The following is a 24138-nucleotide window of genomic DNA, read 5'->3' as shown; positions in this document are numbered from 1 at the left end:
ATCCACGAGTGGAGGAGATCGACATGGCGGGACGGGTCTCGGCGCTCTCGATAGTCGACGCGCTGGCTGTGGAGCTGCGTCAACGACTGTTTTCCGGCGAACTCACCCACGACGACGCGCTGACCGAGGCCGAAGTTGCCCGCAGCTACGAAGTGGCCCGACCGACCGCGAAAGCGGCCATCGAGAAGCTGGTGGGCGAGGGATTGCTGCAGCGCAGCACCCACAAGACCGCACGCGTGCCGAACCTCGGGCCCGATGACGTCCGCGACATCTACCGAACCCGCGAACATCTCGAAGCCGCCGTGCTGCGCGAACTGTCGAAGACCCGCATCGTTCCCGACGAGGCCGTGGACGCCAATGCGGAGATCTCGGCGATGACCGACGCCACCCCGCTCGCGATCGTCGAACCGGACATGCGGTTCCACACGGCGCTGGTCACCGCGATGGGCAGCCCACGGACCAGCCGCGCCTTCCGGGCGCTGGTGTCCGAAGTGCGGCTGTGCATGGTCCAGGTTCAGGGCAAGCATCTATTGACAAACCAGAGCATCGCCGCCGAGCATCAGCAGATACTCGATGCCATCGCAGCCGGCGACGGGGACGCGGCCGCGGAGATACTCACCAGCCACCTCAGCCGGGCGCGGGAACGCCTGGCCGCGGCCCTCGGTGGCATTCCCGGCCCCGAGGCCGAGCTGACCGAACCGTGAGCGCACCCCAGGCGGCGGTGCTCCGAACCTGACCGCGTGGGGAGCCGACTCCGCTACCGCTCGATCACCGACACCGAGTCGTCGAGGTTGACGACGTAGGCGGTGTGGCTGGTCGGGTCCACGGCCACACCCTGCGGACCGCTCCCGACCGGGACGGTGTCGGTGACGGTGCGGGTCTCGGTGTCGATCACGGACACCGAACGGTCATCCAAATTGGTGACGTACACGGTGCGCGCCGACGGGTCGACTGTCGCCCCGTAGGGCTGCTTCCCGACCTGGAGGGTGTCTGTGACGGTGAGGGTTTCGGGATCGATCACCGACACTGCCCCGCCCGGTCCCGTCGTCGCGACGTACAGCGCATGGGTCGACGGATCGACGCCCATTCCCCCGGGCCGGTTCCCGACCTCGACGGTGGCGGAGACGGTGCGGGTCCCGGTGTCGATGACGGACACCGAACCGTCTTCGACGTTGGCGACATAGAGGGTGTGGGTCGACGGATCCACCTCGATGCCCTGGGGCACGGCACCGACCGGGATGGTGGCCGTGTCGGTCCGCGATCCGATGTCGATCACCGACACCGCGCCCTCGCCCAGACTCGTCACATACGCCGTGTGGGTGGACGGATCGACCGCCACCCCGGCCGGGGCCCGGCCCACCTCGATGGCGCTGATGCCGCCGTCGGCGTCGATCATCGACAGCAAGTCGTCGCGACTGCTGGTGACGTATGCGGTGCCGGTGGACGGGTCGACCGTCACATCGAGCAGTGGTCCCTCACCGACATTCACCGTGGCGGTGACTGTGGGTGTCCCCAACGGGGCATCGTCGACGGTGGAGTCGCTCCGCGATTGCCCGCATGCCGCAACGGTGAAAAGGATCGCGGCCACGGCAATCCAGGCTGCTCGCCTGCGTGGCCTGTGAACGCCGACCATTCCGTCCACGACTTCTCCCGTCGACTACGGATCTCCCGTAGTCGCCATTCTCTCACCGCCAGCCGTGCGGAATGTCCGAGTTGTGCCGAACGGCAGCCTCGTCGAAGCGAGGAGGGAACTCAGGCCGCTCCTGCTTGGTCGATGCTCATGCCACGGGTTTCACGAGCACCGAACATGACGGGGCCGAGGCACACGAGGAAGATCGCACAGATCAGCCAGAACGGTGCACTCGCCCCCAGCGTCGTCTGTATGAAGGGGATCGATGCGACGACGAGGACTCCACCGAAGCACCTGCTCGCGGATTCCACGAATCCGGCGGCGGTTCCCCGCGCATGGGTGGGGAATTGCTCGGAAGTGAACAGTTTGGTGAAGGGAACCAAACCCGTGCAGAAGAACGCGCTGACAATCCCGCATGTGACAGCGAGTGCAATGTTCTGAGACAGTGCGAGCGCGCTGAATCCGAAGATCGCGCCGACGCTGTAGAGGAGGAAGGTCTTCTTGCGGCCGAGCCTGTCGGCGAACTGTCCCACCGCGATCGCCCCCACCGCGCCGGCAATGATGATTCCAATGGTGGTGACCAACGCTCCCCGGGGTGTCATCCCCATATCCGCGTACATGACCGAGGCGTAGACCAAAAGCACATAGGCGCCCGCGCTTGCACCGGCGCAGATCAGCAGGCACAGCATGAATCTCCCGAGAAGTGGCCGGCGAAACAGATCGGCTGTCCCGCTTCCTCGTTCGGCGCCCGCCTCGTATTCGACCCGTACGACGGCGGCGATCTCCGGGTGCACGAGCTCGTTCTCGTGCCTGTACCCGGCCTCGCGTTCCAGCTGCTCGACCAGTGCCCGCGCCTCGTCTGCGCGACCCTTCAACAACAGCCACCGAGGACTTTCGGGCAGATTCCGATAGATCAGCGGCACCGCGAGGATCGGCAGGCCACCGAGGAGGAACAGGATGCGCCAGGCCAGATCGACCGGCAGATGACCGACCATGACGAGGGCCGCCGCCTGCGGGACCAGATAGCTCAGCGCGAGCACCGCAGACGCCGCCGCGATCATTCTGGCGCGGGATCGGGTACCGAGCAGTTCGGAGAGCATGAGGTACGGAATGGGGAAGACCGCACCCAATGCGAGCCCGCCGAGAACACGCATCGCCATGATCCACCCGACATCCGCTGATACTGCGCACAGCGCCGAGAACAGCGAGAACAGCGAAACACCCCACAGTAGAACACTTTTACGGCCGTACCGGTCGATGACGCGGCCGGCGAGGGCTGCGCCCACGATGATGCCGCCGGTGGACGCGATCCCGAGCTGGGCGGTTCCCTGAGCCGTCAGGCCCCAGGGCTCCTTGACGAGCAACAAAATCGGCCCGATGACCCCCGTTTCGAACCCTTCGGCGACCCAGATGACGGTCACGAGAATAGTTGTCAGCAGAGCTGTCCGCGTCATCGGCAGCCGGTCGAGACGCGACAGCAGGTTGGCAGTCACCATGACTTCTGGCGCCGCAGTGGTCTTGTCCATGACGAACCTCCTTGGGTGTATTCGGGGTCGACGAAGTTCGCGACCGGCCCCGGTCGAAAGACGCGGATTTGGGCGCAGATTCAGCGATGGGTCAGTCGGTGCCGAGGATCATCACCATGTATGCGGACATGACCATTCCTCCGGCTTGCACGAGACAGGTACGCGCATCCGGGACCTGGCGTGCGTCGCATTCGCCGCGCAGCTGGCGGACGGCTTCGATCATCAGCTGCATTCCGAACTGACCGGAATGATTGAAGGAGAGCCCTCCCCCGGAGGTGTTGAGCGGAAACGTCCCGCCGGGGGCAATTCGCCCGCCACCGACGAATGTGCCGGCACCACCTGGTTCACAGAACCCGAGTCCTTCGAGCGCGACGAGCACGTTGATGGTGAATGCGTCGTAGATCTGGACGACGTCGATGTCCTGGCGGTCGAGCCGCGCCATCGCCAGCGCGTCGTCGGCGATCTCGCGTAGCGCTCCGTTGTCGAGCCAGTCCTCGCTGCCGAGCGGCGTCATGTGATGTCGGTAGGTGTCACCGAAACCTCGAATCGATACCGGTTTCTGCGCCAGATCGGCGGCCCGTCCCGCGCTCGTCAAGATCATGGCTCCGGCACCGTCGTTGATCTGGCAGATGTCGAGCTTGCGGAGTGGGTCGGCGATGACCGGTGACGCGAGATAGTCCTCCATGGTCAACGGTTCCCTGCGTGCCGCGTTCGGATTGAGCTGCGCCCACCGGCGAGCGGCGAGGGCTACCTCTCCGAGCTGCTCTGGCACGCAGCCGAATCGGCTCGAGTACAGCTGGGCCAGCATGGCGTAGTACCCGACCGGATTGAGCATTCCGTACGGCGTCGCGAACTGGCCCATCGGTGACCGCGGGTCCTGGACGATGCCGCCCCGCGCGCGACTCTTGTCCAGATGCTGGGTGCTGCCATAGGTGACGAGGGCGACCTCGCACAGGCCTGCCTCGATTGCCGCCATCGCGTGGAGCAGGTGGGTGATGTTGGACTGCCCGCCGACCACCGTGTTGTCGACGTACCGTGGGTGGATGTCCAGGTACTCGGACACGAGCAGTGCGTTCGCGCGGTCGTCCCAGTGAGCGAAGACCCCGTCGATGTCGGCCGGGGCGAGCCCGGCCTCGACCATCGCCAGGCGGGCGGCCCGGCATTGCAGCGACAGCGCCGTGGCACCGGCAGGCGCCTTGCCCAGACCGGTCTCGCCGACCCCGACGACGGCGTACCGTCCCGCTAGTGCTGCGTTGTCCGCCATCTCTCAGTCCGCCCGCAGGTGGGCGGCGATGATCTTGGCGCGGACGTCCTTCTTCAGGACCTTGCCGACGGCGCTGCGCGGCAACGACTCCCAGAACTCGACCTGCTTGGGTGTCTTCATGCTTCCGAACCGGTTGCGGCACATCTCGATTATGTTCTCGGCGGTCGCCTCGGACTCCGACTTCAGTTCGATCACCGCGGTGAGCCGCTCACCCCAGTCCTCGTCGGGCACGCCGACGACCGCGCAATCCTGCACGGCGGGATGCGACCAGATCAGCTGCTCGATCTCGCTGGGGTAAATGTTGAAACCGCCGGAGATCACCACGTCTTTCGTCCGGTCGACGACATAGAGGTATCCGCTCTCGTCGAAGACCCCGATGTCTCCAGTGTGGTGCCAGCCGAAGCGGTGGGCTTCGGCATTTGCCTCGGGGTTGTCGAGGTACCCGGGACAGACCAGCTCACCTCGGGCGACGACCTCCCCGCGCTCACCGGCCGGGACGAAGTTGCCGGCCTCATCCATCAGCGCCACCTCACAAGCCCCGGTCGGCCGGCCCGCCGACGCGAGGTGCTTCACACCCGCGGAATCGTCGCGGAGGTAGTGATCCTGCCTGGACAGGCACGTGATCACACCCGGTGCCTCGGACTGACCGTAGAACTGGACGAAGACCTGACCCCACAGCTTCAGTCCTTCTTCGAGTTTGTCGACGGACATGGGTGCGGCGCCGTAGATGACGTACTCGAGGGAGGAACAATCGCGTGTTCGGGCGTCGGGATGCGCCAGGATCCGGTAGATCATTGTCGGCGGCAGGAACAGGTGCGTGACGTGCTCCCGCTCGATCAGTTCGAGGACCGTCGCGGGATCGGTCGACGGCGCGATCACGTTTCGGGTGCCGAAGGCCGAGAGTCCCATTGCCGTCGCTCCCGCAGCGTGGGTCAGCGGTGCAACCACCAGGTGCACCGGCTCCTTCGCTGGTGCGGTGAACTGGTTGGCGATCCGGTAGGCGGCGAGCAGACAGCGGTGGCTCTGCATGATGGCCTTCGGGCGGCCGGTGGTGCCGCCGGAGGACTTGATCAGCGCAATGTCGTCGAGGTCTCGTCGGGTGTTGCAGGTCTGTCCGCTGTGCTCCCGCTTCCAGGCCTCGGTGCTGAGCCCGGGCGCGGTGTGCTCACCGAACGCGATGCAGGCGGTGAGCGTGGGTACTTCGGACCGGATCCGGTCGATGTGGGGAAGGTACTACTCGTGGTACACCAACGCCGACACCCCCGTGAATCGCATGAACCAGATCAGGTCCTCGATCTGGTCGCGGGCGTTGAGCGGCACATAGGTGGCGCCCGCACGCAGGATGCCGAGCATCGCCACGAAGCCGTCGGGATGGTTGGGGGACAGAATTCCGATCCTGCTGCTCGCCAGCCCTTCCCGGGTCAGTCCGTGCGCGATCGCGTGTGACGCGACCACGACGTCCCGGTAGCTGAGCCGCACTGTGTCGGACTGCAGAAACGTTCGCTCCGGGTACCGGGCGGCACCGGCGTCGAAGTAGTCGGTGATCATCGGTCGTCCACCTCTGTCAGAGTGAATTGGGGAAGGGTCGTCTCAGGGCTGATCCGTTCGAAACGCACTTCGACGCGGGCACCGACGCGGATGCGATCGATCGGACAGTCCACGATGTTGGTCAGCAGGCGCACTCCCTCGTCGAGGTCGATGACGGCCACGGCATAGGGAACCTTGTCCGCCATCGACGGATTGGCGGGAATCCGGCAGACCGTGAAGGTGTAGATGCTCCCCTCGCCCGCCGATTCCACCCATTCGAGGTTCTCGGAGAGGCAGGCGGTACAGAAAGCGCGGGGGTAGAACTGGTGACGCCCGCAATTCTCGCAGCGCTGGACCACCAAGTGTTCCTCCCGGGCAGCCTCCCAGTACCCCGCGGTCTCGGCGGTGGGCCGGGGTTCCGGCCGTAGTGTGGTGTCAGCCATTGGCCCGCAGTTCGATTCCGGGGGCCACCAGGCGCACGTTGTGCGTGCTCTGCATCCGCCCAAGGCCGGCCACCAGCTCCACGATCGACTGCTCGACGCGGAAGCTGTCCTCGACCGGGACGAGTGCGTCGATCTTCTGGTCGCCGTACATGTACCGCAGGATCATCTCGTCAGGCGACAGGTGTCCGTACCGCCTGCGCAGTTCCGGCAGGATCGGGTCGAGTTGCGGCGGTGTCTCGGATATGTCGCGCGACCCGTTGTTCATCACGAGGTCCTTGACGTTGTCGTCGACGGGCAGCGGCAGCGCACCGAAGTATCCGCACACATACTTCTTCACCTCGTCCGGAACCACGGCGTAACGCTCGGCGTTCAGGACGTTCATGACGGCCTGGGCGGCGACGATGGCGGGGAACGGCGTAGCCATGACCGGCGAACCCAATTCCTCGCGGACACGTCCGATCTCCTCGATCACCGCAGGAAGTTTGTCGGCAATTCCGGCGGCCTTCAGCTGAGCCTCGAGATTCGTCATGGCGCCACCGGCGTACTGCGTCTGGTAATTGGCGGGATCGTACTCCGCGGGAACTCCGACGGGGTAGTCCAGTTGCGCGGCGAGCTTGCCCAGGTAGTCCCCGACCTCGTCGAGTGACCGGTCGTCGACGTCGACATCGAACCCCAGGGCGCGCAGATCCCGGGCCATCATCTGAGCCGACGGCAACGAGTTGCCGTTGGCCAGCGGATCGACGGCGGTCAGGATTTGATCCGCTCCGTACACGGCCGCCTCGAGCGCGACCTGCGGACCCATCGCGGTCAAACAGTGCGTGTTCAGCTCCAACCGGGTCTCGCCGATCGCCGCCCGCAGCGCCGGTACCAGCGTCCGGGTCCGTTCGACGGTCAGGCTGCCGCCCGCGTCGGCAAGGGAAATCGTGTCCACGCCGAACCTGTCGATGACCTCCCGTGCCTGCCGGACGTAGAAATCGTCGTCGTAACCCGGTGCGAGGTTGAACACGAGAGCGATCGTGACCTTCGCGCCGAGCCGCTTCGCGATGCGGATCCCGGGTGCCACGTTGTCCCACGAGTGCAGGGAGTCGAGGACCGCGAAGTCACGGATGCCATTGACGAACATCCGCTCGACGAACAGCTCGTTGATGTCGTCCGGTTGCGGGTAGAAGCCGTGAAGCAGGTTGCTGCGGACGGCCGCGCGGAGTGGAGCGGTCGTGATCCGGTCAGCGAGCAGCCGCACTCGTTCGAAGGGGTCCTGATTGAGGAACAGAACTCCCGCGTCGAAGCCGACCATCGCGATGGCCTCGACGGCACCGAATCCCGCGTCGGCGATCCGCCTCGTGATGGGCAGCATGTGTTCGGTGCGCATCCGGGTCGCCCACAGGCACTGATGCGCATCCCGGAGTGTGCCGTCGGTGAGGGCGATCGTCCGGCGGCTACCCGTCCGGGCGAAGTCGGCCTCGACGAGGTGACGAAGGTTGGTGAGCACGGTGATTCACCCTTCCTGTTGCAGATGGATGCGGAGACCGGGCGCGGACACGGTCAGCGTGGCGTAGCGACCGGCGCGCTCGAGCAATCCCCGGGTGAGGCTTTCGTAGGGTGTCGACGCTTCGTAGGGCTGCACGTCCACTCTCCGCGGGACGGTCGCGACCGTGACTCCGGCTATCCACGCGAGCAAAACGTCCTCATCGGCAGCAAGATCCGCTTCGATTGTCGGGGAGTCGGATTCGGACGTCAGCACAGAGCCGACCCGCGCCTGGAGGTCGGCGCGTTGGTCACCGTCCACCGTGCCGTACACGCCCTGCAGCAACCTGCGAAGAACCGGACGGAGGGTCTCGTATCTCTGTTCCCCACCGAAGTGGCACATCGCCTGTTCGGCTACCGCCCGGGCGAAGGGGGCCACCATCGGCGGTGCGCCCATGTCACGGCGCACGGCCGCGCATTCGGCGGCAAACTCGTGCAGGTCGGCCCACTGTCCGCGCTCACGCAGGGTGCTCCGGAAATCGGCCGCCACCTCACCCGGCAGCTGATGGACATACGTCGCCAGATCGAATGGCCACGGGGTTGCCGCGGGCAAGCCTTCCTGATCGGCGATCCCGGCGAGGATCGCATCGGCGGACTGCAGAGCGTCGAGGTCGGGCAGATCCTGAACGTCGTCGCGTCGCAGGACGCGGATCAAGGACGGCAGCGACGGAAGGGAGCCGCCGTTGGCGACCGAGGGCAGTGCGGTGTCGATGCCGCGGACGCCGAGCCGGCCGGCTTCGAGGGCCACGACGGTCCCGAGTGCGGTGTGGCATCGGGTGTGGAGGTCGAGGGGAGTGTCACCGAGCGCCGACACCAATGCAGGGACGAGGGTGTGCGCCCGGTCCGGTGTCAGGACTCCGCTCTCGTCTCGCAGCATGACTCGGTCGGCGCCGGCAGCGGCGAGCGATGCGGCGCGCTCCGCATAGGTTTCGTCGGACACTCCGTCGTCGGCTGTATAGGGAAGCGCGGCAATGGCGGTCAGTCCCACGGTGGTGGCAGATTCCAGCGCGGCCTTGAGACGGACCGGATCCAGCAGCGGATCCAGCAGGACCACTTGCCGCAGGCCCGCTGCGGCCAGTGCCGTCAGCCAGCGGTCGATCGCCGTGGGTCCGAGGACGTCGGCACCCGGCCGCCCATGCCCGGTCAGCAGGTTGACGGTGGCCCGCAGCGGAACCGGGCCGTAGTGTCGATGGGCGAGTTCCACCCGCTGCAGCGGGTGTTCGCCGCGGGCCATGCATTCGTCCAGGACTGCCGGGCTCAGCACCTCGACCGCCGCGAGGCCACTGGACGACAGCGCGGCGGCGGGGGCGAGGACCATCCGATTATCCAATGCACCCGCCCATACCGCGGCCTGGCCGTCGGTCAGGCTGGTGTCGGTGAAGGTGAGCCGGTGGCTGCTCATGCCGATGCTCCTGCCTCTGTGAGGGACTGACGAAGGAAGGTGTCCTCGACCCATCGGGTGGTGACCGCTCCCGCGGCGAAGTCGGGGTGCGCGAGCACCGAGTGGTGGAACGGCGCGGTGGTCATCGGACCGTTGACCGTCAACTCGGACAGGGCCGTGCTCATCTTCTCGATCGCCTCGGCTCGGGTGGGGGCGTGCACGATGATCTTCGCGAGAAGTGAGTCGTAGTACGGCGACACCGTGTATCCCGAGTAGCAGTGGGTGTCGACCCGAACGCCCGGCCCGCTCGGTGGTACCCACTCCTCGACCAACCCGGGACTGGGGAAGAAGCCGCGATCGGGGTCTTCGGCGTTGATGCGGCACTCGATCGCATGACCGTCCAGGACCACCTCGTCCTGCGTGAAAGACAGCGGCAGCCCGGATGCGATACGGATCTGCTCGGCCACCAGGTCGCGCCCACTGATCATTTCGGTGACGGGATGCTCGACCTGGATGCGGGTGTTCATCTCCAGGAAGTAGTAGCTGTTGTCTCGGTCGTCGACCACGAACTCGACGGTGCCCGCACCGACGTAGTCCACGTTCCGGGCGAGACGAACCGCGCTCTCGCCCATGGCTGCCCGCTCGTTCGTCCCGAGCACGGGCGAGGGTGCCTCCTCGATCAGCTTCTGATGCCGCCGCTGCGTCGAACACTCTCGCTCACCGAGGTGGACGACGTTGCCGAACTGATCACCGATGACCTGGATCTCGATGTGCCGTGCGCGTTCGATGAACTTCTCGACGTACAGGGTGGGATCGCCGAACGCCGATTGCGCCTCCGACGACGCGGACCTGAACAGTTCCGGAAGTTCCGCCGCCGAGCCCACGACCCGCATGCCGCGGCCCCCGCCGCCCGCGGTCGCCTTGATCAGCACTGGAAACCCGATCTCCGTGGCAATCGCCAGAGCCTCGTCCGGATCGGACACCGCCCCCGAGCCGGGCACGCAGGGAACCCCGGCCTCCGATGCCAGGCCCACCGCCGTGATCTTGTCGCCCATGCTGTCGATCGACTCGGGTGTCGGGCCGATGAAGATCAGGCCGGCGTCACCGCAGGCACGGGCGAACGACGCTCGTTCGGACAGGAATCCGTAGCCGGGATGGACCGCGTCACAACGGGTCTGCTTCGCCGCCCGGATCAGCAGGTCCGCGCGGAGGTAGCTGTGGGTCGGCTGCGGCGGGCCGAGGACGACGACCTCGTCGGCCATCCGCGCGGCCAGGCTGTCGACGTCCGCGTCGGAGACCCCCACCACGGTCTCGATGCCGAGGTGACGGCACGCCCGGATGATGCGGACCGCGATCTCGCCGCGATTGGCGACGAATACTCTCCGGATGTCGTGCCGAACGACTGGGATGTCGCCGGTCATGCTGCGGCCTCCGGCTCGGTGGGATCGACGATCATCAGGATCTGCTCGTGCTCGACGGCCTGACCGTGCTCGACGAGGATCGAATGAACCCGGCCCGCTGCCGGCGCCGGGACCGAGTTGAACATTTTCATCACCTCGATCAGGCAGAGTGTCGCGGAGGCGTCGATCTGCTGGCCCTCTTCCACGAACGGCGGCTGGGTCGGTGCCGGTGTGCGGTAGAACGTGCCCGGCATGGGTGCCCGGATGGCGATCATCTGATCCGGGACTTCGGAGGGTGCCGGGCTGCTGCTCGCGGTGACCGTGGCGGCCGGCGCGGTCGACGGCGTCGGCACGGCCGGGGCCGCGGTGGAGGTCGTCGGCGCGAGAGCTTCGACCGGCAGCGCACTCACCGGCGCGGCCCCAGGCTTGCGCGCCTGCAGGACGACGTCGCCGATCCGGAGGTCCAGCGAATCGAGATGCTCTGCGGTGTCCAGTAGTTCAAGAATGCGTCGGACGTCTGCGTGTTGGAGATTCATGGTCTGCTCCTCGTAAGTGGCTTTCGCGATGAGGTGTTCGGTCAGGCGCGCATGGTGCGTGCGGTCGTGCCGAGCTGTGCGGGCAGGATTCGGTATGCCTGACGTACCCATTCGCACAGCATCGGACGGGTGTCGCGGGGGTCGATGACGTCCTGGATTCCAAACCTTTCCGCGGTTCGGAACGGGTTCTCCACGGGTTGGAACCGCGCGTAGAGTTCGGCCCGGAGCGCGTCCGGGTCATCACTTTCGGCCAGGGTGCGTCGGTAGGCGGCCTCGACGCCGCCCTCGATGGGGATCGATCCCCAGTGCGCCGTCGGCCAGGCTAGACGCCGATTGATACTGCCACCGCCTATCGGGCCGTAGGCGGCGCCGGCCAGTCCGTAGGCCCGACGCACGAACAGCGAGAGCCAGGGCACGCGAGCCTGCTCCAGGGCCATGGCCGTCCTGATGCCCTTGCGGAGGGTGCCCTTCTGCTCGGCGTCGCGGCCGACAAACGTGCCGGGCTGGTCGATCAGGTTCACCACCGGCAGGTGGAATGTGTCGGCCATGTCGACGAACCTGGTGATCTTCTCGGCGGAATCGACGGTCAACGATCCGCCGAGCCACATCGGATCGTTCGCGAGGACCGCCACGGTGTGACCGTCGAGACGGGCGAGCATCGTGATCTGAGACTGTCCGAAATACCGTCCGATCTCGAACAGGCTCCCGTCGTCGAAGACCGAGGCCAGCAGCTTGCGCATGTCGTACGAGTACTGCTTGATCTCCGGGATCGTCGTGGACAGGGCCTCGTCACGACGATCCACCGGATCGGCGCAGGCCCTCACCGGGGAGAGCTCGTGAACGCTCGACGGAAGGTACGACAGGAATCGGACGACGTCGTCGAGTGCCTCGAATTCGTCGGCCGCCTCGTTGTCGACCACACCCGATGCACGCGCGTGCACACCCGAGCCGCCGAGCTCGGCGTTGGTGACGTCCTCGCCCACCGCCTTCTTCACGACTGCGGGTCCACCCGCAAACAGGTAGGAACCCTCGGCCGTCATGATCGACAGGTGACTTGCGCATACCCGGACCGCGCCGAGGCCTGCGGCTGCGCCGAGCGCGACTCCGACGACGGGAACTGTGGCCAGCAACTCCACCATCGGCCAGAGCGGGTATCCGGGAATCTTGGTGGCAGACATCTGCTCGAGAAGGTTGACGCTGCCGCCGGCGGTCTCGACGAGCCGGATCACCGGCCAACGGTACGTCAACGCCAGTCGCTCTACGTACTGCCATTTTTCGGGGTTGGTCGCTTCCGACGATCCCCCTCGGACGGTGAAGTCCTCGGCGACGACGATGACGTCCCGACCGTCGATCTTCGCCTGCCCGCACACGACATTCGACGGCTCGACCGAGATCAGCTGCCCTCGTTCGTCGTAGCGGGCTGATCCGGTCATCATGCCGATCTCGCGCCACGTTCCTTCGTCGACGAGCCGTTCGATGCGTTCGCGCGCCGTCAGTCGGCCGCGCGCGTGTTGGCGCTCGATCTTGTCCGGGCCGCCCATCGCCAGAGCGAACTCACGGCGCTTGGCGATCTCCGCTTCGAACCACGGCCGGCCGGTGCTGTCCGCTGCGCTGGTGCCGACGGTCAGGACCGGGGCCACCGCTCCGGATTCGATCTGGGTCATGACGAGTATTCCTTCTGTCAGGGATGGCGGTCAGCGAAGCGCCGCGGCCGGCAGTACGTCCGCGAGGTGGGCGCGCACGTGGTGGGTGGAGCGGGCCACGAGGACCCCTGCGTCGGCGAGCGCTGCGCACTTTTCCTGCACGGTGGCGCCGTCGGCGCTGCGCGGCGCGTGACCGAACGGCAGAGTCGTCGGGAGGGAATCGCCGGCGCGCCCGGCCACCATCGCGATGACCGGCACGTCGATTCGGCCGTCCGCCACCGCGACTGCCAGGTCGACTTCCTGGCCGCCGGACGGTTCGCCGAACACCACCACAGCACGGGTGTTCGGGTCGCTTGCGGCGAGTTCGACGCCTTCGGTGAGGGTGGTTCCGACCGCGGGCGTGCCGCCGATGGACATCTGCACGCTGGTTCCCCATCCCCAGTTGCGCATCAGCATCGCCAGTTCGGAGGCCATGCCGCCGCTGCGAGAGACGATGCCGACCGAGCCGGGCGCGAACCGTTGCCACGGTTCGTTGCCGCCGGGGCAGCCGATTCGGCCCACGCCGGGGACGACGACGCCTTGGGAGTTCGGTCCGATGACGTGGCAGTGGTGCTCTCGCGCGACCTCGAGCGCCCGGAGCCAGCGATGCTGCGGGATGTTCTCCGAGCTGACCACGATCAGTTCGATGCCCGCCTGTGCGGCTTCTACTACCGCATCCGCGGCGGCGTGCGGCGGCGCGTAGCTCATCGCGACCCGGGAGTCTGTCGCCGCAACTGCTTCCGCGACGGTGTCGAAGACCGGCACGCCGTGCACCGCGGAACCACCCTTGCCGGGGGTGACACCGGCGGCCACGTCGACACCCGAATCGAGCATCCACCGGGTTTCCAGCTGCCCTTGCCTACCGGTGATGCCTTGCACGAGAAGACCCGAACGGGCTTCGAGAAGTTCACGAATCATCGGACGAGCCCTTCCAGTTCCTGCGATGACTGCTCCATCGCGGTCAGCAGTAGGTCGCATGCGTCTTCGAGCGAGGCTGCGCGATCCAGGACGAGAGCTCCGGGCAGACGCCGGCGGAGGACGGCGTGCGCCTCCGCTTCGTGCGGGCCGGCCAGCCGGACGACGGTCGGCACCCGTGTCGAGTCGAATCCGGCCCGATCCGCGGCAGCAGCGAACTCCACCGCCACGTCACGGGCATCGGCGAGACTCAGCACTGCGCCGCCGAACAGCACCCCGCGAAGCCCGGGGACGGAGAGCGCCGAACTGAACAGAGTCTGCAGCTTCGCGCTACCGGCACCCGGTGAGGCGTCGAGGTAGCACGCGGGACGGATACCGAGGTCGGTCAGGTAGTCCAGGGCGAGAAGCCCCGCACCGCCGCCGGTGATCATGCAGGCGACGTCGCCGTCCAACTCGAAGAACTTGATGCCCGCCCTGTTCGGTTCGGCGGCGTCGGCCTCGCGGACCGCCAGCTCGCGCGGGGTGGGCGCGCGGTCCACGACGGGGTCGGGTTCGACCAGTCCCGACGGGCGGAGTGTCTGCGCGTCGGGATGACCGTGAGGGTCGAACTCGACCGCCACACCGACGGCGACCAGTCGCTGACCGTCCCAGCGGAACGGGTTGACCTCGACGAGGACGGCCTCCGCGTCGCAGAAGGCGGTCCACAGGACCTGCAGGGTACTGTTCAGCGCGGTCCGCAGCCCGGGATCGTTCACGGCGGCCCGGTCCAGCAGGTCGGTGACCATCGGGTCGTTGATGCCTCGGGAAAGTCCGACCGTCACGGCTGCCGCCTCGTGCGCGTCGAATCCGATACCTCCGGTGGCGCTCACCCGCACGACGGCCCCGCGTGCGTTCTCGTCCAATGCGATGGAGAGGTAGCACTCGTCACCTTCTATGTACTCGTCCACCACCGCGGGCGCACCGCTCCGAAGGGTTGCGGCGACGGCGGAGGACAGCTCGTCCCGGGACCTGCAGATGTGCACGAGGCCGGCGAGGCCCTTGCCGCTGCCGGCGACGTCGGGCTTCACAACCCACGGCGGGCCGAACGCCGGCCCGTCCGGTGCAAGCTCGTGCTCATCCGTCACGACGACCAACTCGGGCGTCGTCAGGCCGACCCTGCGCAGCCATGGCATTGCGGCGCTCTCAGTGGCGCGGGGCATCGCGTCTCCTTCGTTTGGGGCCCTCCCCGGGCCTCTCGATTCGTTTCCCAGTGTGATCCGGGTAACTGATTCAAGGAAGTGAGCGCGAGCGACCGGGGTGATTGCCATCGTCGATCACTCGGGTCTAGGGTCGCGGCATGAGGTCGGAGCAGATGCGCTATCTGGAGGCGGCGATCCGCCTCGGTTCGCTGCGCAAGGCTGCTCAGGAGGTGGGCATCGGGCAGCCGACTCTCAGCCAGCAGATCCGGCGACTCGAGGAGGACCTCAACGTCGTCCTCTTGATCCGTCGCGCCAACGGGGTTCTTCCCAGCGCGGAGGCCCGGATTCTGCTACCGCACATTCGACAGGTGTTGCAGGCCGATCGCGCTCTCCGCGAGGAGGCGGGGCTGATCAATGGGCTGCGCAGCGGCAGCGTGCGCCTGGGTGCAGTCACCACGGCCAGCCAGATACTTTTACCGAGAGTGGTTCCGCTCTATCGGAACTCGTTCCCCAACGTGCGATTCTCGGTGTGGGAGTCCGGCTCCCAGGGTGTGCGCGACAGTGTCACGAACGGCGAACTCGACCTCGGGCTCGTCGTGAGGGCCAACGACCCGGCCTCCGACGCAAGCCTCACCGCAACCGATCTGATCTCCGACGAGGTCGTGTTGTGCGTATCCCGGCGACATCCTCTGGCCGGGAAGTCGACAGTGGGAATTCAGGACCTCGCCGGCCAGTCCTGGGTGGTGTCCGCGCACGGTTTCGCCCTGCGGGAGTTGGTGGACACCGCGTTCGCACCGCCGGCACAGGACATCGTCTACGAAACGACGAACCCGCACACCAGCCTGCTCATGGTCGCGGCCCGCGTGGGTATCGCCATGTTGCCCCGGCATACGCTCCGCGACCACTGCGCCGACGAAGTTGTCACTCCTGCAACGGATTGGGAGCCGCCTCAGCTGACCGTCTGCATGATCAGGCGGTCGGACACTCAGCCGGCACCGGCGGTGCGCAAGCTCATCCAGGCATTGCGCGAGGTCAGCGCGGACTGGTCCCGCGACCACCCGATCGTCAGGTAAGTGATCGCGCCGCTGCTCTCGCCTGATCACCCCTCACTCTGCGATTCCACAACCCACGCCGCGATCTGTGCACGTGAATTGAACCCCAGCTTCGTCAGGAGATGTTCCACGTGCCCCTGTGCGGTGCGGGGCGAGATCACCAGCCGAGCGGCGATCTCCTTGTTGGTCAGTCCCTCGGCGACGAGTGCGGCAACCTCACGCTCCCGCTTCGTCGGCGTGGGCGACGGACCGCCGGACGTCGGCGAGGGCGAAACCTGCTCGCCCAGTGCGTAGGCGACGGCTGCGTCGAAACCGAGCGCCGCACCCTTTCGGTGGGCCGCGGCGAAAGCCTGCTCACTCATCGCCTCGCGGGTCCGGCGTTCGCACTCGTCCTGGTACACGCTCAGGCCGGGCACCAGGACCGTCGAACTGCCCACTGACCGCGTGAACTCGTCTGCGGCGCCCAACAATACGACCGATCGCTCCATGTTCCGCTCCTCGGCGGCGATCCACGCGAGTGACCGCAGGCACACGCTGGCACTGAGTCGGTCGTTCACCCGGCGGTCGATCTGGAGCGCCTGCCCGAGGAGCCGGACCGCCCGTGCTCTGTCCCCGAGCCGCCACACCGCAACGGCCAGCGCCCACAACGAATACGACCGATACACCGATTCGCCGTGCGCCTCGGTGATCGCGAGGACGCGCTCATGGCATTCGATGGCTCGTTCGGTGTCGTTCAAGAGGTCGTGCGTCATGCCGAGCCCCACGACGGCGGCGACCTCGTGGAGGTCGTTGCGTGCCGCGAACCCCTGGACGGCCTCCTCGAGGTGTACGCGCGCGTCGGGAAGGCGCCCCGCGAACAGCGCCGCGTATCCGACCGCGTGTTCGGCGTGCGCGCGGACCACCGGATCGGTCGTCTGTGCGGCGACCGCCTGCGCCTCTTCGGCCAGTGTGTCCGATACCGGTATGTCGCCCTGCACGCCTGCCAGCACGCTGCCGGCGTAGAGCGCCTTGGCGCGATCGACCGAGGGCTCGGCCGGCTGCCCGGGCAGGAGGCGGCCGAGCCAGCGTCGTCCCTCTCTGAACAAACCCCGGGACAGCCAGAACGGGTACATGGCGGCTGCGATCCGAAGTCCGGATTCGGGACTGTCGGACACGCAGAAATCCAGCGCCTCGCGGATATTCGGTTGTTCCCGGCCCAGACGGGCGATCAACTCAAGCTGCCGGGAACTGATCCATTCGGATTCCGCCTCGACGGCCAACCGCTCGCACCAGTCACGGTGCCGACGGCGAAGCTCGGTGTAGTCGCCACTCTCCTGCGCCTTTTCCCGCCCGTAGGCGCGGACGGTCTCGAGCATCCGGAACCGCACCGCGGTACCCGACTCTTCCCGCGTCAGGATCGACTTGTCGACGAGGAACGTCACCGTGTCGAGAAGGTCCTCGGCATCGTCACTGCCGCAGACCTGTTCCGCAGCCTCGAGTTCGAAACTGCCCGCGAACACCGACAGCTGCGCCCACATCCGTTGTTCCGCAGGGGTACACAGGTCGTAACTCCAGTCGATGCACATCCGCAACGTCTGTTGCCGCGACGGCGCGTCCCTGCTGCCACGAGTGAGCAGCAGGTAGCGGTCGGTGAGGCGTTGCAGGATCTGGTCGGGCGTCATCGCGCGAAGTCGGGCGGCTGCCAGCTCGATCGGTAGGGGCAACCCGTCCAGCCGCTGACATATTCGGGCGATGGTGACCTTGTTGTCCTCGGTGAGCTCGAATCCCGGGACGGCGGCGGCGCCGCGTTCCGCGAACAGGGTGACCGCATCGTTGCGGGGCAGCCCTTTCGGCAGGTGATCGGGATCCGGGACGGGCAGTGGGGGGATCAGGAGCGTGGATTCCCCGCCGATCCCGAGCGGTTCGCGACTCGTCGCGAGAATCCGCAACCGAGGGCATGCGCGTAGCAGGGTTTCTGCGAGCTTCGCCGCAGCGGCCACCACCTGCTCACAGTTGTCCAGCACGAGCAACAGCTCACGCGGGACAAGGAACTCGACGAGCACCTCGTGCGAGGGGCGCGCCGATTGGTCGCGCAATCCCAGCGCGGCCGCCACTACCCCCGCCAGTAGCGAATCATCGAACAGCTCAGCCAGTTCCACCAGTGTCACACCGTCGGAGAAGTTCCGTTGCACTTTGGTGGCGGCACGCAGAGCAAGCCGGGTCTTGCCCACCCCGCCGATTCCGGTCAACGTCACCAGCCGGGCCGTCGACAACAAGTTCGTCGCCTCGGCCAGCTCCGTGCGGCGATCGACGAAGCTGGTCAGCTCCAGCGGAAGTCCACCCGTTCGGCCCGAATCCGCCGGTGACCAGGAGTGCCGGACCGAGGCTCCGCCCTGCACCGCGGCCGGTTCCGCATGCATGGCCATCTCGTCGACCGGGAACCCGTGATGACGTTGGGACTCACGGAGTTGCCGACCCAGTTCCACGGCGGAGGGCCGGACCCCAGGTTCGGCAGACATGGCACGTTCGACGATCGCGCTGACGTCCTCGGAAATGCCGTGCACGCGCGGGTCCGGAACCGGCTCGGCCGTGATTCGCAGGAACTGTGCCATCAGTTGCTCACCGCTGCGTCGTTCGAAGGCCGCATGACCGGTGAACGCAGCGAACAGGGTAGCGCCGAGCCCGTAGACGTCGGCGGCAGGAGTCGGGGGCTCGCCGGCCACCACCTCGGGGGCGGTGAACGCCGGCGAACCCGTCACGATGCCGGACGCGGTTTCGAACCCGCCGGCGATGTGGGCGATACCGAAATCCGTCAGCGCCGGCTCGCCGTAGTCGGTGATCAGGATGTTCCCTGGCTTGACGTCGCGATGAAGGATCCCGAGGCGGTGCGCCGTCTCGAGGGCGCCGCCCATCTTCACCCCGAGTCGCAGCGCTTCGTCGGGCGGGAGCGGTCCGTGGCGCCGGATCCGCTCGTCGAGAGAACCCTGAGCGTGGTACGGCATCACGATGAAGGGCCGACCGTTCGCGGTGACACCGGCGTGGAGAACAGTGACGATGTTGGGGTGACCCGTCAACCGGCCCGCCGCATGCTGTTCTCGCAGGAACCGTGCCCGGTTCTCCTCGTCGAGGTCCGCAGTGAGGACCTTGACCGCCACGGTGCGATCGAGCGCAGCCTGGGTGCACCGGTACACGACCCCGAATCCGCCGCGGCCGATCTCCTCGGCGTCCTCGAATCCGGCCGCCGCCAACTCCGCCGTGACCGAACCGGACACGTCGCGTTGCGTCGCGAACGGATCGACGTCCGTCATCGACTACATCGATTCATCCCGCTCGAGGCACTGCCGACGAATGCCACACTGCTCACCTCTCGACGATGTACCCCAGGATATCGCCGCACGACCCGTTTCGGATGATTTGTGCCGGTCACCGTTCCGCTTCCGGGGTCTCAGTGCGGCGCCGACAATGGCCCTACGATCGCTTGACCGCCCAGCATCGGGAACAGCGCGATCGCGGAGACGGCGATCCCCGCAGCGCCGGCAACGACGCCCAGCAAGGCTCGCAAGGATGCGGCCTCGTCATCGGCCACCGAGGACCGCGACGTGGCGATGGCGCCGCAGAGGACCGCCGCCACGCCCAGGAAGAAACCGAGTCCGACCACCCAGAACGAACCGACAGAGAGCGCCCCCAGGATGATCGACACGGCGGGTAACCGTGAACCATGCCGCTTCGCTTTCTCGTCGCTGTCGGCGGAGGAGGAGCACACGCCGTTGTCGGCTGGTGAGCTGCGGGGAACGGTGGCGGTCATGATCCTCCTTCGGGCGGCTGACGAGTCGGCGGGCACATGTCCCTCCTCACGACCGAAGCGTTCTCCGGGACTCCTGACAGGCGCATCCCAAGCGTTCGAGTTGGATGCGCCTTCAGGTTGTTGCGCCGCACATCGGCAATCGAGGGCGAGGACCACGTCGACTATCGGATCCACCCGGAGGCTGTCGGCCTCAGACGACGAATCCGCCCGGCCCCATTATCCCGGTTTGAATCCACTTCTCGAGATCTTCCCGTGCGGATTCGTCAACGAACTCGAAGCGGACCCCGCCGGTGGTCTTCGGGTTCGTGTACCACGCAAATGTGGTTCCATCGGCGTTCAAAACCTCGCCATCCACTTCTACCCCGGAATCAACATATCGTTTCTTGTTTTCGTCGATTTCCGGGTCCCACATGCCGATGTGGTGCACGCCTTCCCCGTGACCAGCGGAATAGACTCCGTCGCCCTTGGCTTCGAGCAACTCCATATAGGGGGGTCCCTGTCGGGAATATGTCGCTCGCAGGTCGAACTCATGTTCATCGGGATCGACTAGCCTGTTGAGGTGAATTTCAGTCGGCTCATGGAAGGTAAGACCGAAGAGCTGACCGTACAGCTTGATTGCATTGTCGATGTCCCCGACGAGAATTCCGTAGTGATAGACGTTCGGTGATTCCATTGCATTCCTTTCGAGACGTGCGAGATAACTGGACGGCGGCATGGTGGCGTGATACTTGTCTGCCCCTAATTCTTCTTCCTGATCTCATCCACTTCGATGAGCCCATCTGGAGGCGAAATTCGGGCATTTTTACTCGTCGTTTTCGGACGCGTTGTCCGGAGCCAGGAGTTGGTGCGGTCGACAAGTCCGACTATTCCATCTGGGAAAAACAGCACAACCAGGATGAACAGGAATCCGAGAACGAAGAGCGGTTCGGACACAGTGCGGCTCGCCCATTCAGGTAGGCCGTCGAGGACACCAGATGTAGAAAGCTCGGGCAGCCTCAAAGTGAGGATTCCGTATACGAGGCCACCGATCGCTGCACCCCAGATCCGGCCGCGCCCGCCCAACACCACCATGACAATCAATGCGAGACTGAAATGCACTGAGGCGCTGGACGGATTGGCGCCACGCGCAACCAAGAGATAAATTGCTCCGCCTGCCGCCGCAATCACGCCGCCGAAAGCATATGCAACCAGCTTGTAGCTGTACGAGAACAACCCAAGGCTTTCGACCCGATCCTCGTTCTCCCGGATCGCTTGCCACACCTGGCCACACCGAGACCGCGTCGCCATCCACGCCAGAAGGTAAGCGACCACTGCGAATGCAAGCGATAGCCAGTAAAGCCAGCGAACATCGCGGGCGCTCGCGAGCAGATCGGGGATCTGCTCGAAGGCGACAGGTAGGCCCTCCTCGCCGCCGAAAATCCCCACAGGGTCGACCAGGAGCAAAATGTAGTAGGCCTCGCCGAACGCCAGTGTGACCATCGTGAAGGCGACTGCCTTCACGCGAAGGGCGATCGCTCCCAACGCCGTATTGACCAGACCGGACAGCAGGATGGCAAGCGCCGCGGCGGAGAAATAACCCAGGCCTGCGTGCATCAGTAGGTTGGTTGTGTAAATACCCAGGGCGAAAACCAGGGCATGACCAGCACTCAGCAGGCCCGTGTATCCGAATACGACGTCGAAAGATATCGCCACACCAGCGAACACCAGGCCGATCGACAAGATGAGCAGAGAACCAGAACTCGATAATTGTCCGGGAAGAAGAATCGGAACCGGAACATTCACCATCGGTAGGGCAGCCAAAACGAGAATGGCGGCGAGACTCACTCGCGCCCCGACGGAAATCCGTTTCGGGTGCATTTTTCCCGGATCCCGGTCGACGGGCAATTGTGTCCGGGTACTGGATATCGAAGTCATGCGGATGCAACCCTTCCGAGCAAGCCCTGTGGGCGCAGTAACAGCACAGCCGCAAGCAGACCGACGACCGCGATATCGCCCAGTCCGGTGCTTAGGTAGAAGTTCACGATTTGCTGAGTAAACGCGACGAGAGCGGCAGCGATGGCGGTGCCGCCCACAGATCCGAGTCCGCCGATGATTACCACGATGAAGGCGAAGATCAACAAATTCGGACCGAGAGCAGGAGTGACACCGGTGAAGTAGACCGCGCCCAGTGCGCCACCCAGGCAGGCCAAGGCTGCGCCCAGTACGAACACGAAGGTAAAGCTCCGCGCGACATCAATTCCCAGCGCCTGAACCATCTGCCTGTTCTCGACACCTGCGCGGATGATCAACCCATACTTGCTCTTCTTCATGAAGAACAGCAAGCTCACCAGCACCAAGCCTGATAGGCCGAAGATAAGGATTCTACTGTTGGGGATGCGTCCACCGAGGATAACTGTGACGTCGGTGAACCAGGCCGGCTGGGCGATCGTTTGCGGGGAGTACGAAAATATACCGCCGATGATCCCCTCCATGACGAATGCGAGACCCAACGTGATAAGGATCTGCGTGAGGTGGTCACCATAGTTGCGCGCTATCAGCGTCCGCTCGACGAAGTATCCGAGAACGCATCCGAATACGACCGCGACAACTGTGGCGACAGCGAAACGTGCAGCGAGGGATTCTATCCAGTTGAACCGGTCCATGACGACCCAGGCCGCATATCCGCCCGCCCCAAAGATGGCAGCATGCGCGACATTCAAGACGTCCATCAGGCCGAATATCAGGGAAAGTCCGGAGGAGAGGAGGAAATACAGGCCCGCGAGTCCGAGGCTCGTAGCAGTGAGGACGATAAGAGTCGTCATTGTGCAGACCCCTTTTCGGTCCCGACCGTGTGGCTGTCGCGGGACGACGGCGCGACACCGAGGTAGCGCTGCGTGAGATCCGCATCGGCGGCCAAATCCGCCATCGAACCGGTGAATACGACTGCGCCATGGTCCAGCACGATCGCATCGGTGGCCAGGCGCTGCGCGACTCGGATGTTCTGGTCGACCAGCAGGATTGTGGTGGCGCTGGCGGCCTTTGCCAGAGCGTCGACTACCTGGCCGACCACGATGGGCGCCAATCCCTTGCTCGGCTCGTCGATGAGGAGCAAGCGGTTCGGGTTCAGGATGGCGCGTGCGATTGCCACCATCTGCTGTTGGCCTCCGGACAGCGCTCCCGCCCGCTGAGCGCTCCTGCGCAGCAAGTCTGGAAACAATTCGTGAACGAGATCCAGTCGTTGGGTCGCCTCCGGTGTCCGAGCGGCCAATCGAAGATTCTCGGCGACAGTTAACGTGCCGAATACCTCGCGGTCCTCGGGCACGTATCCGATACCTCGGCGGACCAGGTGGTGGGTCGGCACGCCCAAAGTCTCTTCACCGTAGAGCCTGATGCTCCCGCTGCCCTCGAGCAAACCGAGAATTGTCATCAAAGTTGTTGTCTTTCCCGCACCGTTGCGACCGAGCAGCGCGGTGACACGACGAGGACGTACCTCGAATGACACGCCTTCCAGCACATGTGCTTCGCCGCGGTGCACCTGAAGGTCTCGCACGGACAGGGCCGCGTCGCCGGCGGACATCAGAACTCCGGCCCGAGGTAGGCGGCTTGGACCCGCGCATCGGACATCACTTCGTCCGGCTCGTCGCACAGGAGAAGACGGCCATCCTGCATGACGGCAATACGATCTGACGCGTCGAGAACCAGATCCATTCGATGCTCGACCATCACCACCGTACGGCCCGAATCGTGCACCGCCCGTACGACATCGATCAGCGAGTGGACATCCTCGGCGGAGACGCCGGCCGTCGGTTCGTCCAAGAGCAAGACGCGCGGGCGCCCGCACAACGCGAGGGCTATCTCGAGCTTCCGCTTGTCTCCGTACGGCAGGTCGGAAACGATGTTCCCGCCCATGTCGTGCAGACCGACCTCTTCGAGGTGCTCTCGCGCACGCTCCGTGGCTCGATCGTGGGCCGATGGCCTGCCCCAAAGGTTCATGCTCCCGCCCAGCGCAGCCTGGGCCGCCAACCGCGCGTTCTCGAGGACCGTCAATCCAGCGAACAGGCTCGACGTCTGGAACGTCCGTCCCAAGCCCCGCCGGACACGGTGTGCGGCTCCCATCTTGGTGATGTCCTGACCATCGAAGTGGACCGCACCCGATGAGGGGCGGTATACCCCTGACAGGAGATTCATCAGCGTGCTCTTGCCTGCCCCGTTCGGCCCGATAACGGTGAGAAACTCGCCACGCCGGACACGGAGTCCGACATCACTCACGATGGCGAATCCGCCTACACTCCAAGATAAATCAACTGTCTCGAGCAC

Annotated in this window: 21 protein-coding genes and 1 pseudogene; 2 read left to right on the top strand and 20 right to left on the bottom strand. The window is 65.7% G+C overall.

Features of this window, described 5'->3' with window-relative positions; genetic code table 11:
• Positions 1–23: 23 nt before the first annotated feature.
• The gene (locus WKC72_RS06075) at positions 24–704 is read left to right on the top strand and encodes a GntR family transcriptional regulator (RefSeq protein ID WP_112300347.1); all 681 of its coding nucleotides are present in this window, start codon (positions 24–26) and stop codon (positions 702–704) included.
• Between the two features lie 53 nt (positions 705–757).
• On the opposite strand, the gene WKC72_RS06070 is transcribed toward WKC72_RS06075, so the two are convergent.
• The 13 genes and pseudogenes from WKC72_RS06070 to WKC72_RS06010 form a co-directional block, all read right to left on the bottom strand.
• Positions 758–1516 (bottom strand): YncE family protein, encoded by a 759-nt coding sequence (locus WKC72_RS06070; protein ID WP_370182039.1) that lies wholly within the window; start codon positions 1514–1516, stop codon positions 758–760.
• 236 nt (positions 1517–1752) lie between these two features.
• The gene (locus tag WKC72_RS06065) at positions 1753–3156 is read right to left on the bottom strand and encodes an MFS transporter (RefSeq protein ID WP_255221766.1); all 1404 of its coding nucleotides are present in this window, start codon (positions 3154–3156) and stop codon (positions 1753–1755) included.
• A 91-nt stretch (positions 3157–3247) separates the two neighbouring features.
• Positions 3248–4420 (bottom strand): hypothetical protein, encoded by a 1173-nt coding sequence (locus tag WKC72_RS06060; RefSeq protein WP_370182038.1) that lies wholly within the window; start codon positions 4418–4420, stop codon positions 3248–3250.
• Positions 4421–4423: 3 nt separating this feature from the next.
• Positions 4424–4741, bottom strand: a complete 318-nt coding sequence (locus WKC72_RS06055) for a hypothetical protein (protein ID WP_370184272.1) — start codon at positions 4739–4741, stop codon at positions 4424–4426.
• A 126-nt stretch (positions 4742–4867) separates the two neighbouring features.
• Positions 4868–5968: pseudogene (locus WKC72_RS06050) on the bottom strand (class I adenylate-forming enzyme family protein); the annotation flags it as partial.
• Positions 5965–6390, bottom strand: coding sequence for a Zn-ribbon domain-containing OB-fold protein (locus WKC72_RS06045; RefSeq protein ID WP_370182037.1), 426 nt, complete (start codon positions 6388–6390; stop codon positions 5965–5967). The gene WKC72_RS06045 and the pseudogene WKC72_RS06050, both read right to left, overlap by 4 nt.
• Positions 6383–7879 (bottom strand): pyruvate carboxylase, encoded by a 1497-nt coding sequence (locus WKC72_RS06040; RefSeq protein WP_370182036.1) that lies wholly within the window; start codon positions 7877–7879, stop codon positions 6383–6385. The genes WKC72_RS06045 and WKC72_RS06040 overlap by 8 nt, the downstream gene beginning before the upstream one ends.
• 6 nt (positions 7880–7885) lie before the next feature.
• Complete coding sequence (locus WKC72_RS06035) at positions 7886–9316, bottom strand: hypothetical protein (protein WP_370182035.1); 1431 nt, start codon at positions 9314–9316, stop codon at positions 7886–7888.
• Positions 9313–10716: an acetyl-CoA carboxylase biotin carboxylase subunit gene (gene accC / locus WKC72_RS06030; RefSeq protein ID WP_370182034.1), complete on the bottom strand. Its 1404-nt coding sequence runs from the start codon at positions 10714–10716 to the stop codon at positions 9313–9315. The genes WKC72_RS06035 and accC overlap by 4 nt, the downstream gene beginning before the upstream one ends.
• Complete coding sequence (locus tag WKC72_RS06025) at positions 10713–11231, bottom strand: biotin/lipoyl-containing protein (protein WP_037242897.1); 519 nt, start codon at positions 11229–11231, stop codon at positions 10713–10715. Before WKC72_RS06025 ends, accC begins: the two co-directional genes overlap by 4 nt.
• Before the next feature lie 41 nt (positions 11232–11272).
• Entirely contained in the window at positions 11273–12895 is a 1623-nt protein-coding gene (locus tag WKC72_RS06020; protein ID WP_370182033.1) for an acyl-CoA carboxylase subunit beta, read from the bottom strand.
• A gap of 30 nt (positions 12896–12925) precedes the next feature.
• The gene (locus tag WKC72_RS06015) at positions 12926–13831 is read right to left on the bottom strand and encodes a CoA-binding protein (RefSeq protein ID WP_037242899.1); all 906 of its coding nucleotides are present in this window, start codon (positions 13829–13831) and stop codon (positions 12926–12928) included.
• Positions 13828–15027 carry an ATP-grasp domain-containing protein gene (locus tag WKC72_RS06010; protein WP_370182032.1) on the bottom strand — a complete coding sequence of 400 codons (1200 nt, stop codon included), beginning with the start codon at positions 15025–15027 and terminating at the stop codon, positions 13828–13830. The genes WKC72_RS06015 and WKC72_RS06010 overlap by 4 nt, the downstream gene beginning before the upstream one ends.
• 137 nt (positions 15028–15164) lie before the next feature.
• On the opposite strand from WKC72_RS06010, the gene WKC72_RS06005 reads away from it, so the two are divergent.
• On the top strand, positions 15165–16079 hold the full coding sequence (locus WKC72_RS06005) for a LysR family transcriptional regulator (protein ID WP_245973426.1): 915 nt from the start codon (positions 15165–15167) through the stop codon (positions 16077–16079).
• A 26-nt stretch (positions 16080–16105) separates the two neighbouring features.
• On the opposite strand, the gene WKC72_RS06000 is transcribed toward WKC72_RS06005, so the two are convergent.
• From WKC72_RS06000 to WKC72_RS05970, 7 genes are all read right to left on the bottom strand, one after another.
• Positions 16106–19345, bottom strand: coding sequence for a protein kinase (locus tag WKC72_RS06000; RefSeq protein ID WP_370182031.1), 3240 nt, complete (start codon positions 19343–19345; stop codon positions 16106–16108).
• A 137-nt stretch (positions 19346–19482) separates the two neighbouring features.
• Positions 19483–19842 (bottom strand): hypothetical protein, encoded by a 360-nt coding sequence (locus tag WKC72_RS05995; protein WP_235214597.1) that lies wholly within the window; start codon positions 19840–19842, stop codon positions 19483–19485.
• A gap of 190 nt (positions 19843–20032) precedes the next feature.
• A complete protein-coding gene (locus tag WKC72_RS05990) occupies positions 20033–20515 on the bottom strand; it encodes a VOC family protein (protein WP_037242904.1) in 483 nt (160 codons plus the stop codon).
• Between the two features lie 65 nt (positions 20516–20580).
• Entirely contained in the window at positions 20581–21756 is a 1176-nt protein-coding gene (locus WKC72_RS05985) for a branched-chain amino acid ABC transporter permease (RefSeq protein WP_370182030.1), read from the bottom strand.
• Positions 21753–22643: a branched-chain amino acid ABC transporter permease gene (locus tag WKC72_RS05980; protein ID WP_370182029.1), complete on the bottom strand. Its 891-nt coding sequence runs from the start codon at positions 22641–22643 to the stop codon at positions 21753–21755. The genes WKC72_RS05985 and WKC72_RS05980 overlap by 4 nt, the downstream gene beginning before the upstream one ends.
• Positions 22640–23398 (bottom strand): ABC transporter ATP-binding protein, encoded by a 759-nt coding sequence (locus WKC72_RS05975; protein ID WP_128640714.1) that lies wholly within the window; start codon positions 23396–23398, stop codon positions 22640–22642. Before WKC72_RS05975 ends, WKC72_RS05980 begins: the two co-directional genes overlap by 4 nt.
• Complete coding sequence (locus tag WKC72_RS05970) at positions 23398–24138, bottom strand: ABC transporter ATP-binding protein (RefSeq protein WP_037242910.1); 741 nt, start codon at positions 24136–24138, stop codon at positions 23398–23400. The genes WKC72_RS05975 and WKC72_RS05970 overlap by 1 nt, the downstream gene beginning before the upstream one ends.

The sequence above is a fragment of the Rhodococcus wratislaviensis genome, assembly GCF_041228765.1.
Classification (GTDB): domain Bacteria; phylum Actinomycetota; class Actinomycetes; order Mycobacteriales; family Mycobacteriaceae; genus Rhodococcus_F; species Rhodococcus_F wratislaviensis.
Note: the sequence above shows the minus strand (reverse complement) of the source record. Positions and strands in the feature narration are given on the sequence as shown.

Excerpts from the sequence above, each read along its gene's own strand:
- WKC72_RS06075 (WP_112300347.1), top strand. The coding sequence starts at position 24 with ATGGCGGGACGGGTCTCGGCGCTCTCGATAGTCGACGCGCTGGCTGTG.
- WKC72_RS06065 (WP_255221766.1), bottom strand. The coding sequence starts at position 3,156 with ATGGACAAGACCACTGCGGCGCCAGAAGTCATGGTGACTGCCAACCTG.
- WKC72_RS06060 (WP_370182038.1), bottom strand. The coding sequence starts at position 4,420 with ATGGCGGACAACGCAGCACTAGCGGGACGGTACGCCGTCGTCGGGGTC.
- WKC72_RS06045 (WP_370182037.1), bottom strand. The coding sequence starts at position 6,390 with ATGGCTGACACCACACTACGGCCGGAACCCCGGCCCACCGCCGAGACC.
- WKC72_RS06035 (WP_370182035.1), bottom strand. The coding sequence starts at position 9,316 with ATGAGCAGCCACCGGCTCACCTTCACCGACACCAGCCTGACCGACGGC.
- accC (WP_370182034.1), bottom strand. The coding sequence starts at position 10,716 with ATGACCGGCGACATCCCAGTCGTTCGGCACGACATCCGGAGAGTATTC.
- WKC72_RS06025 (WP_037242897.1), bottom strand. The coding sequence starts at position 11,231 with ATGAATCTCCAACACGCAGACGTCCGACGCATTCTTGAACTACTGGAC.
- WKC72_RS06020 (WP_370182033.1), bottom strand. The coding sequence starts at position 12,895 with ATGACCCAGATCGAATCCGGAGCGGTGGCCCCGGTCCTGACCGTCGGC.
- WKC72_RS06015 (WP_037242899.1), bottom strand. The coding sequence starts at position 13,831 with ATGATTCGTGAACTTCTCGAAGCCCGTTCGGGTCTTCTCGTGCAAGGC.
- WKC72_RS06010 (WP_370182032.1), bottom strand. The coding sequence starts at position 15,027 with ATGCCCCGCGCCACTGAGAGCGCCGCAATGCCATGGCTGCGCAGGGTC.
- WKC72_RS06005 (WP_245973426.1), top strand. The coding sequence starts at position 15,165 with ATGAGGTCGGAGCAGATGCGCTATCTGGAGGCGGCGATCCGCCTCGGT.
- WKC72_RS06000 (WP_370182031.1), bottom strand. The coding sequence starts at position 19,345 with ATGACGGACGTCGATCCGTTCGCGACGCAACGCGACGTGTCCGGTTCG.
- WKC72_RS05995 (WP_235214597.1), bottom strand. The coding sequence starts at position 19,842 with ATGACCGCCACCGTTCCCCGCAGCTCACCAGCCGACAACGGCGTGTGC.
- WKC72_RS05990 (WP_037242904.1), bottom strand. The coding sequence starts at position 20,515 with ATGGAATCACCGAACGTCTATCACTACGGAATTCTCGTCGGGGACATC.
- WKC72_RS05985 (WP_370182030.1), bottom strand. The coding sequence starts at position 21,756 with ATGACTTCGATATCCAGTACCCGGACACAATTGCCCGTCGACCGGGAT.
- WKC72_RS05980 (WP_370182029.1), bottom strand. The coding sequence starts at position 22,643 with ATGACGACTCTTATCGTCCTCACTGCTACGAGCCTCGGACTCGCGGGC.
- WKC72_RS05975 (WP_128640714.1), bottom strand. The coding sequence starts at position 23,398 with ATGTCCGCCGGCGACGCGGCCCTGTCCGTGCGAGACCTTCAGGTGCAC.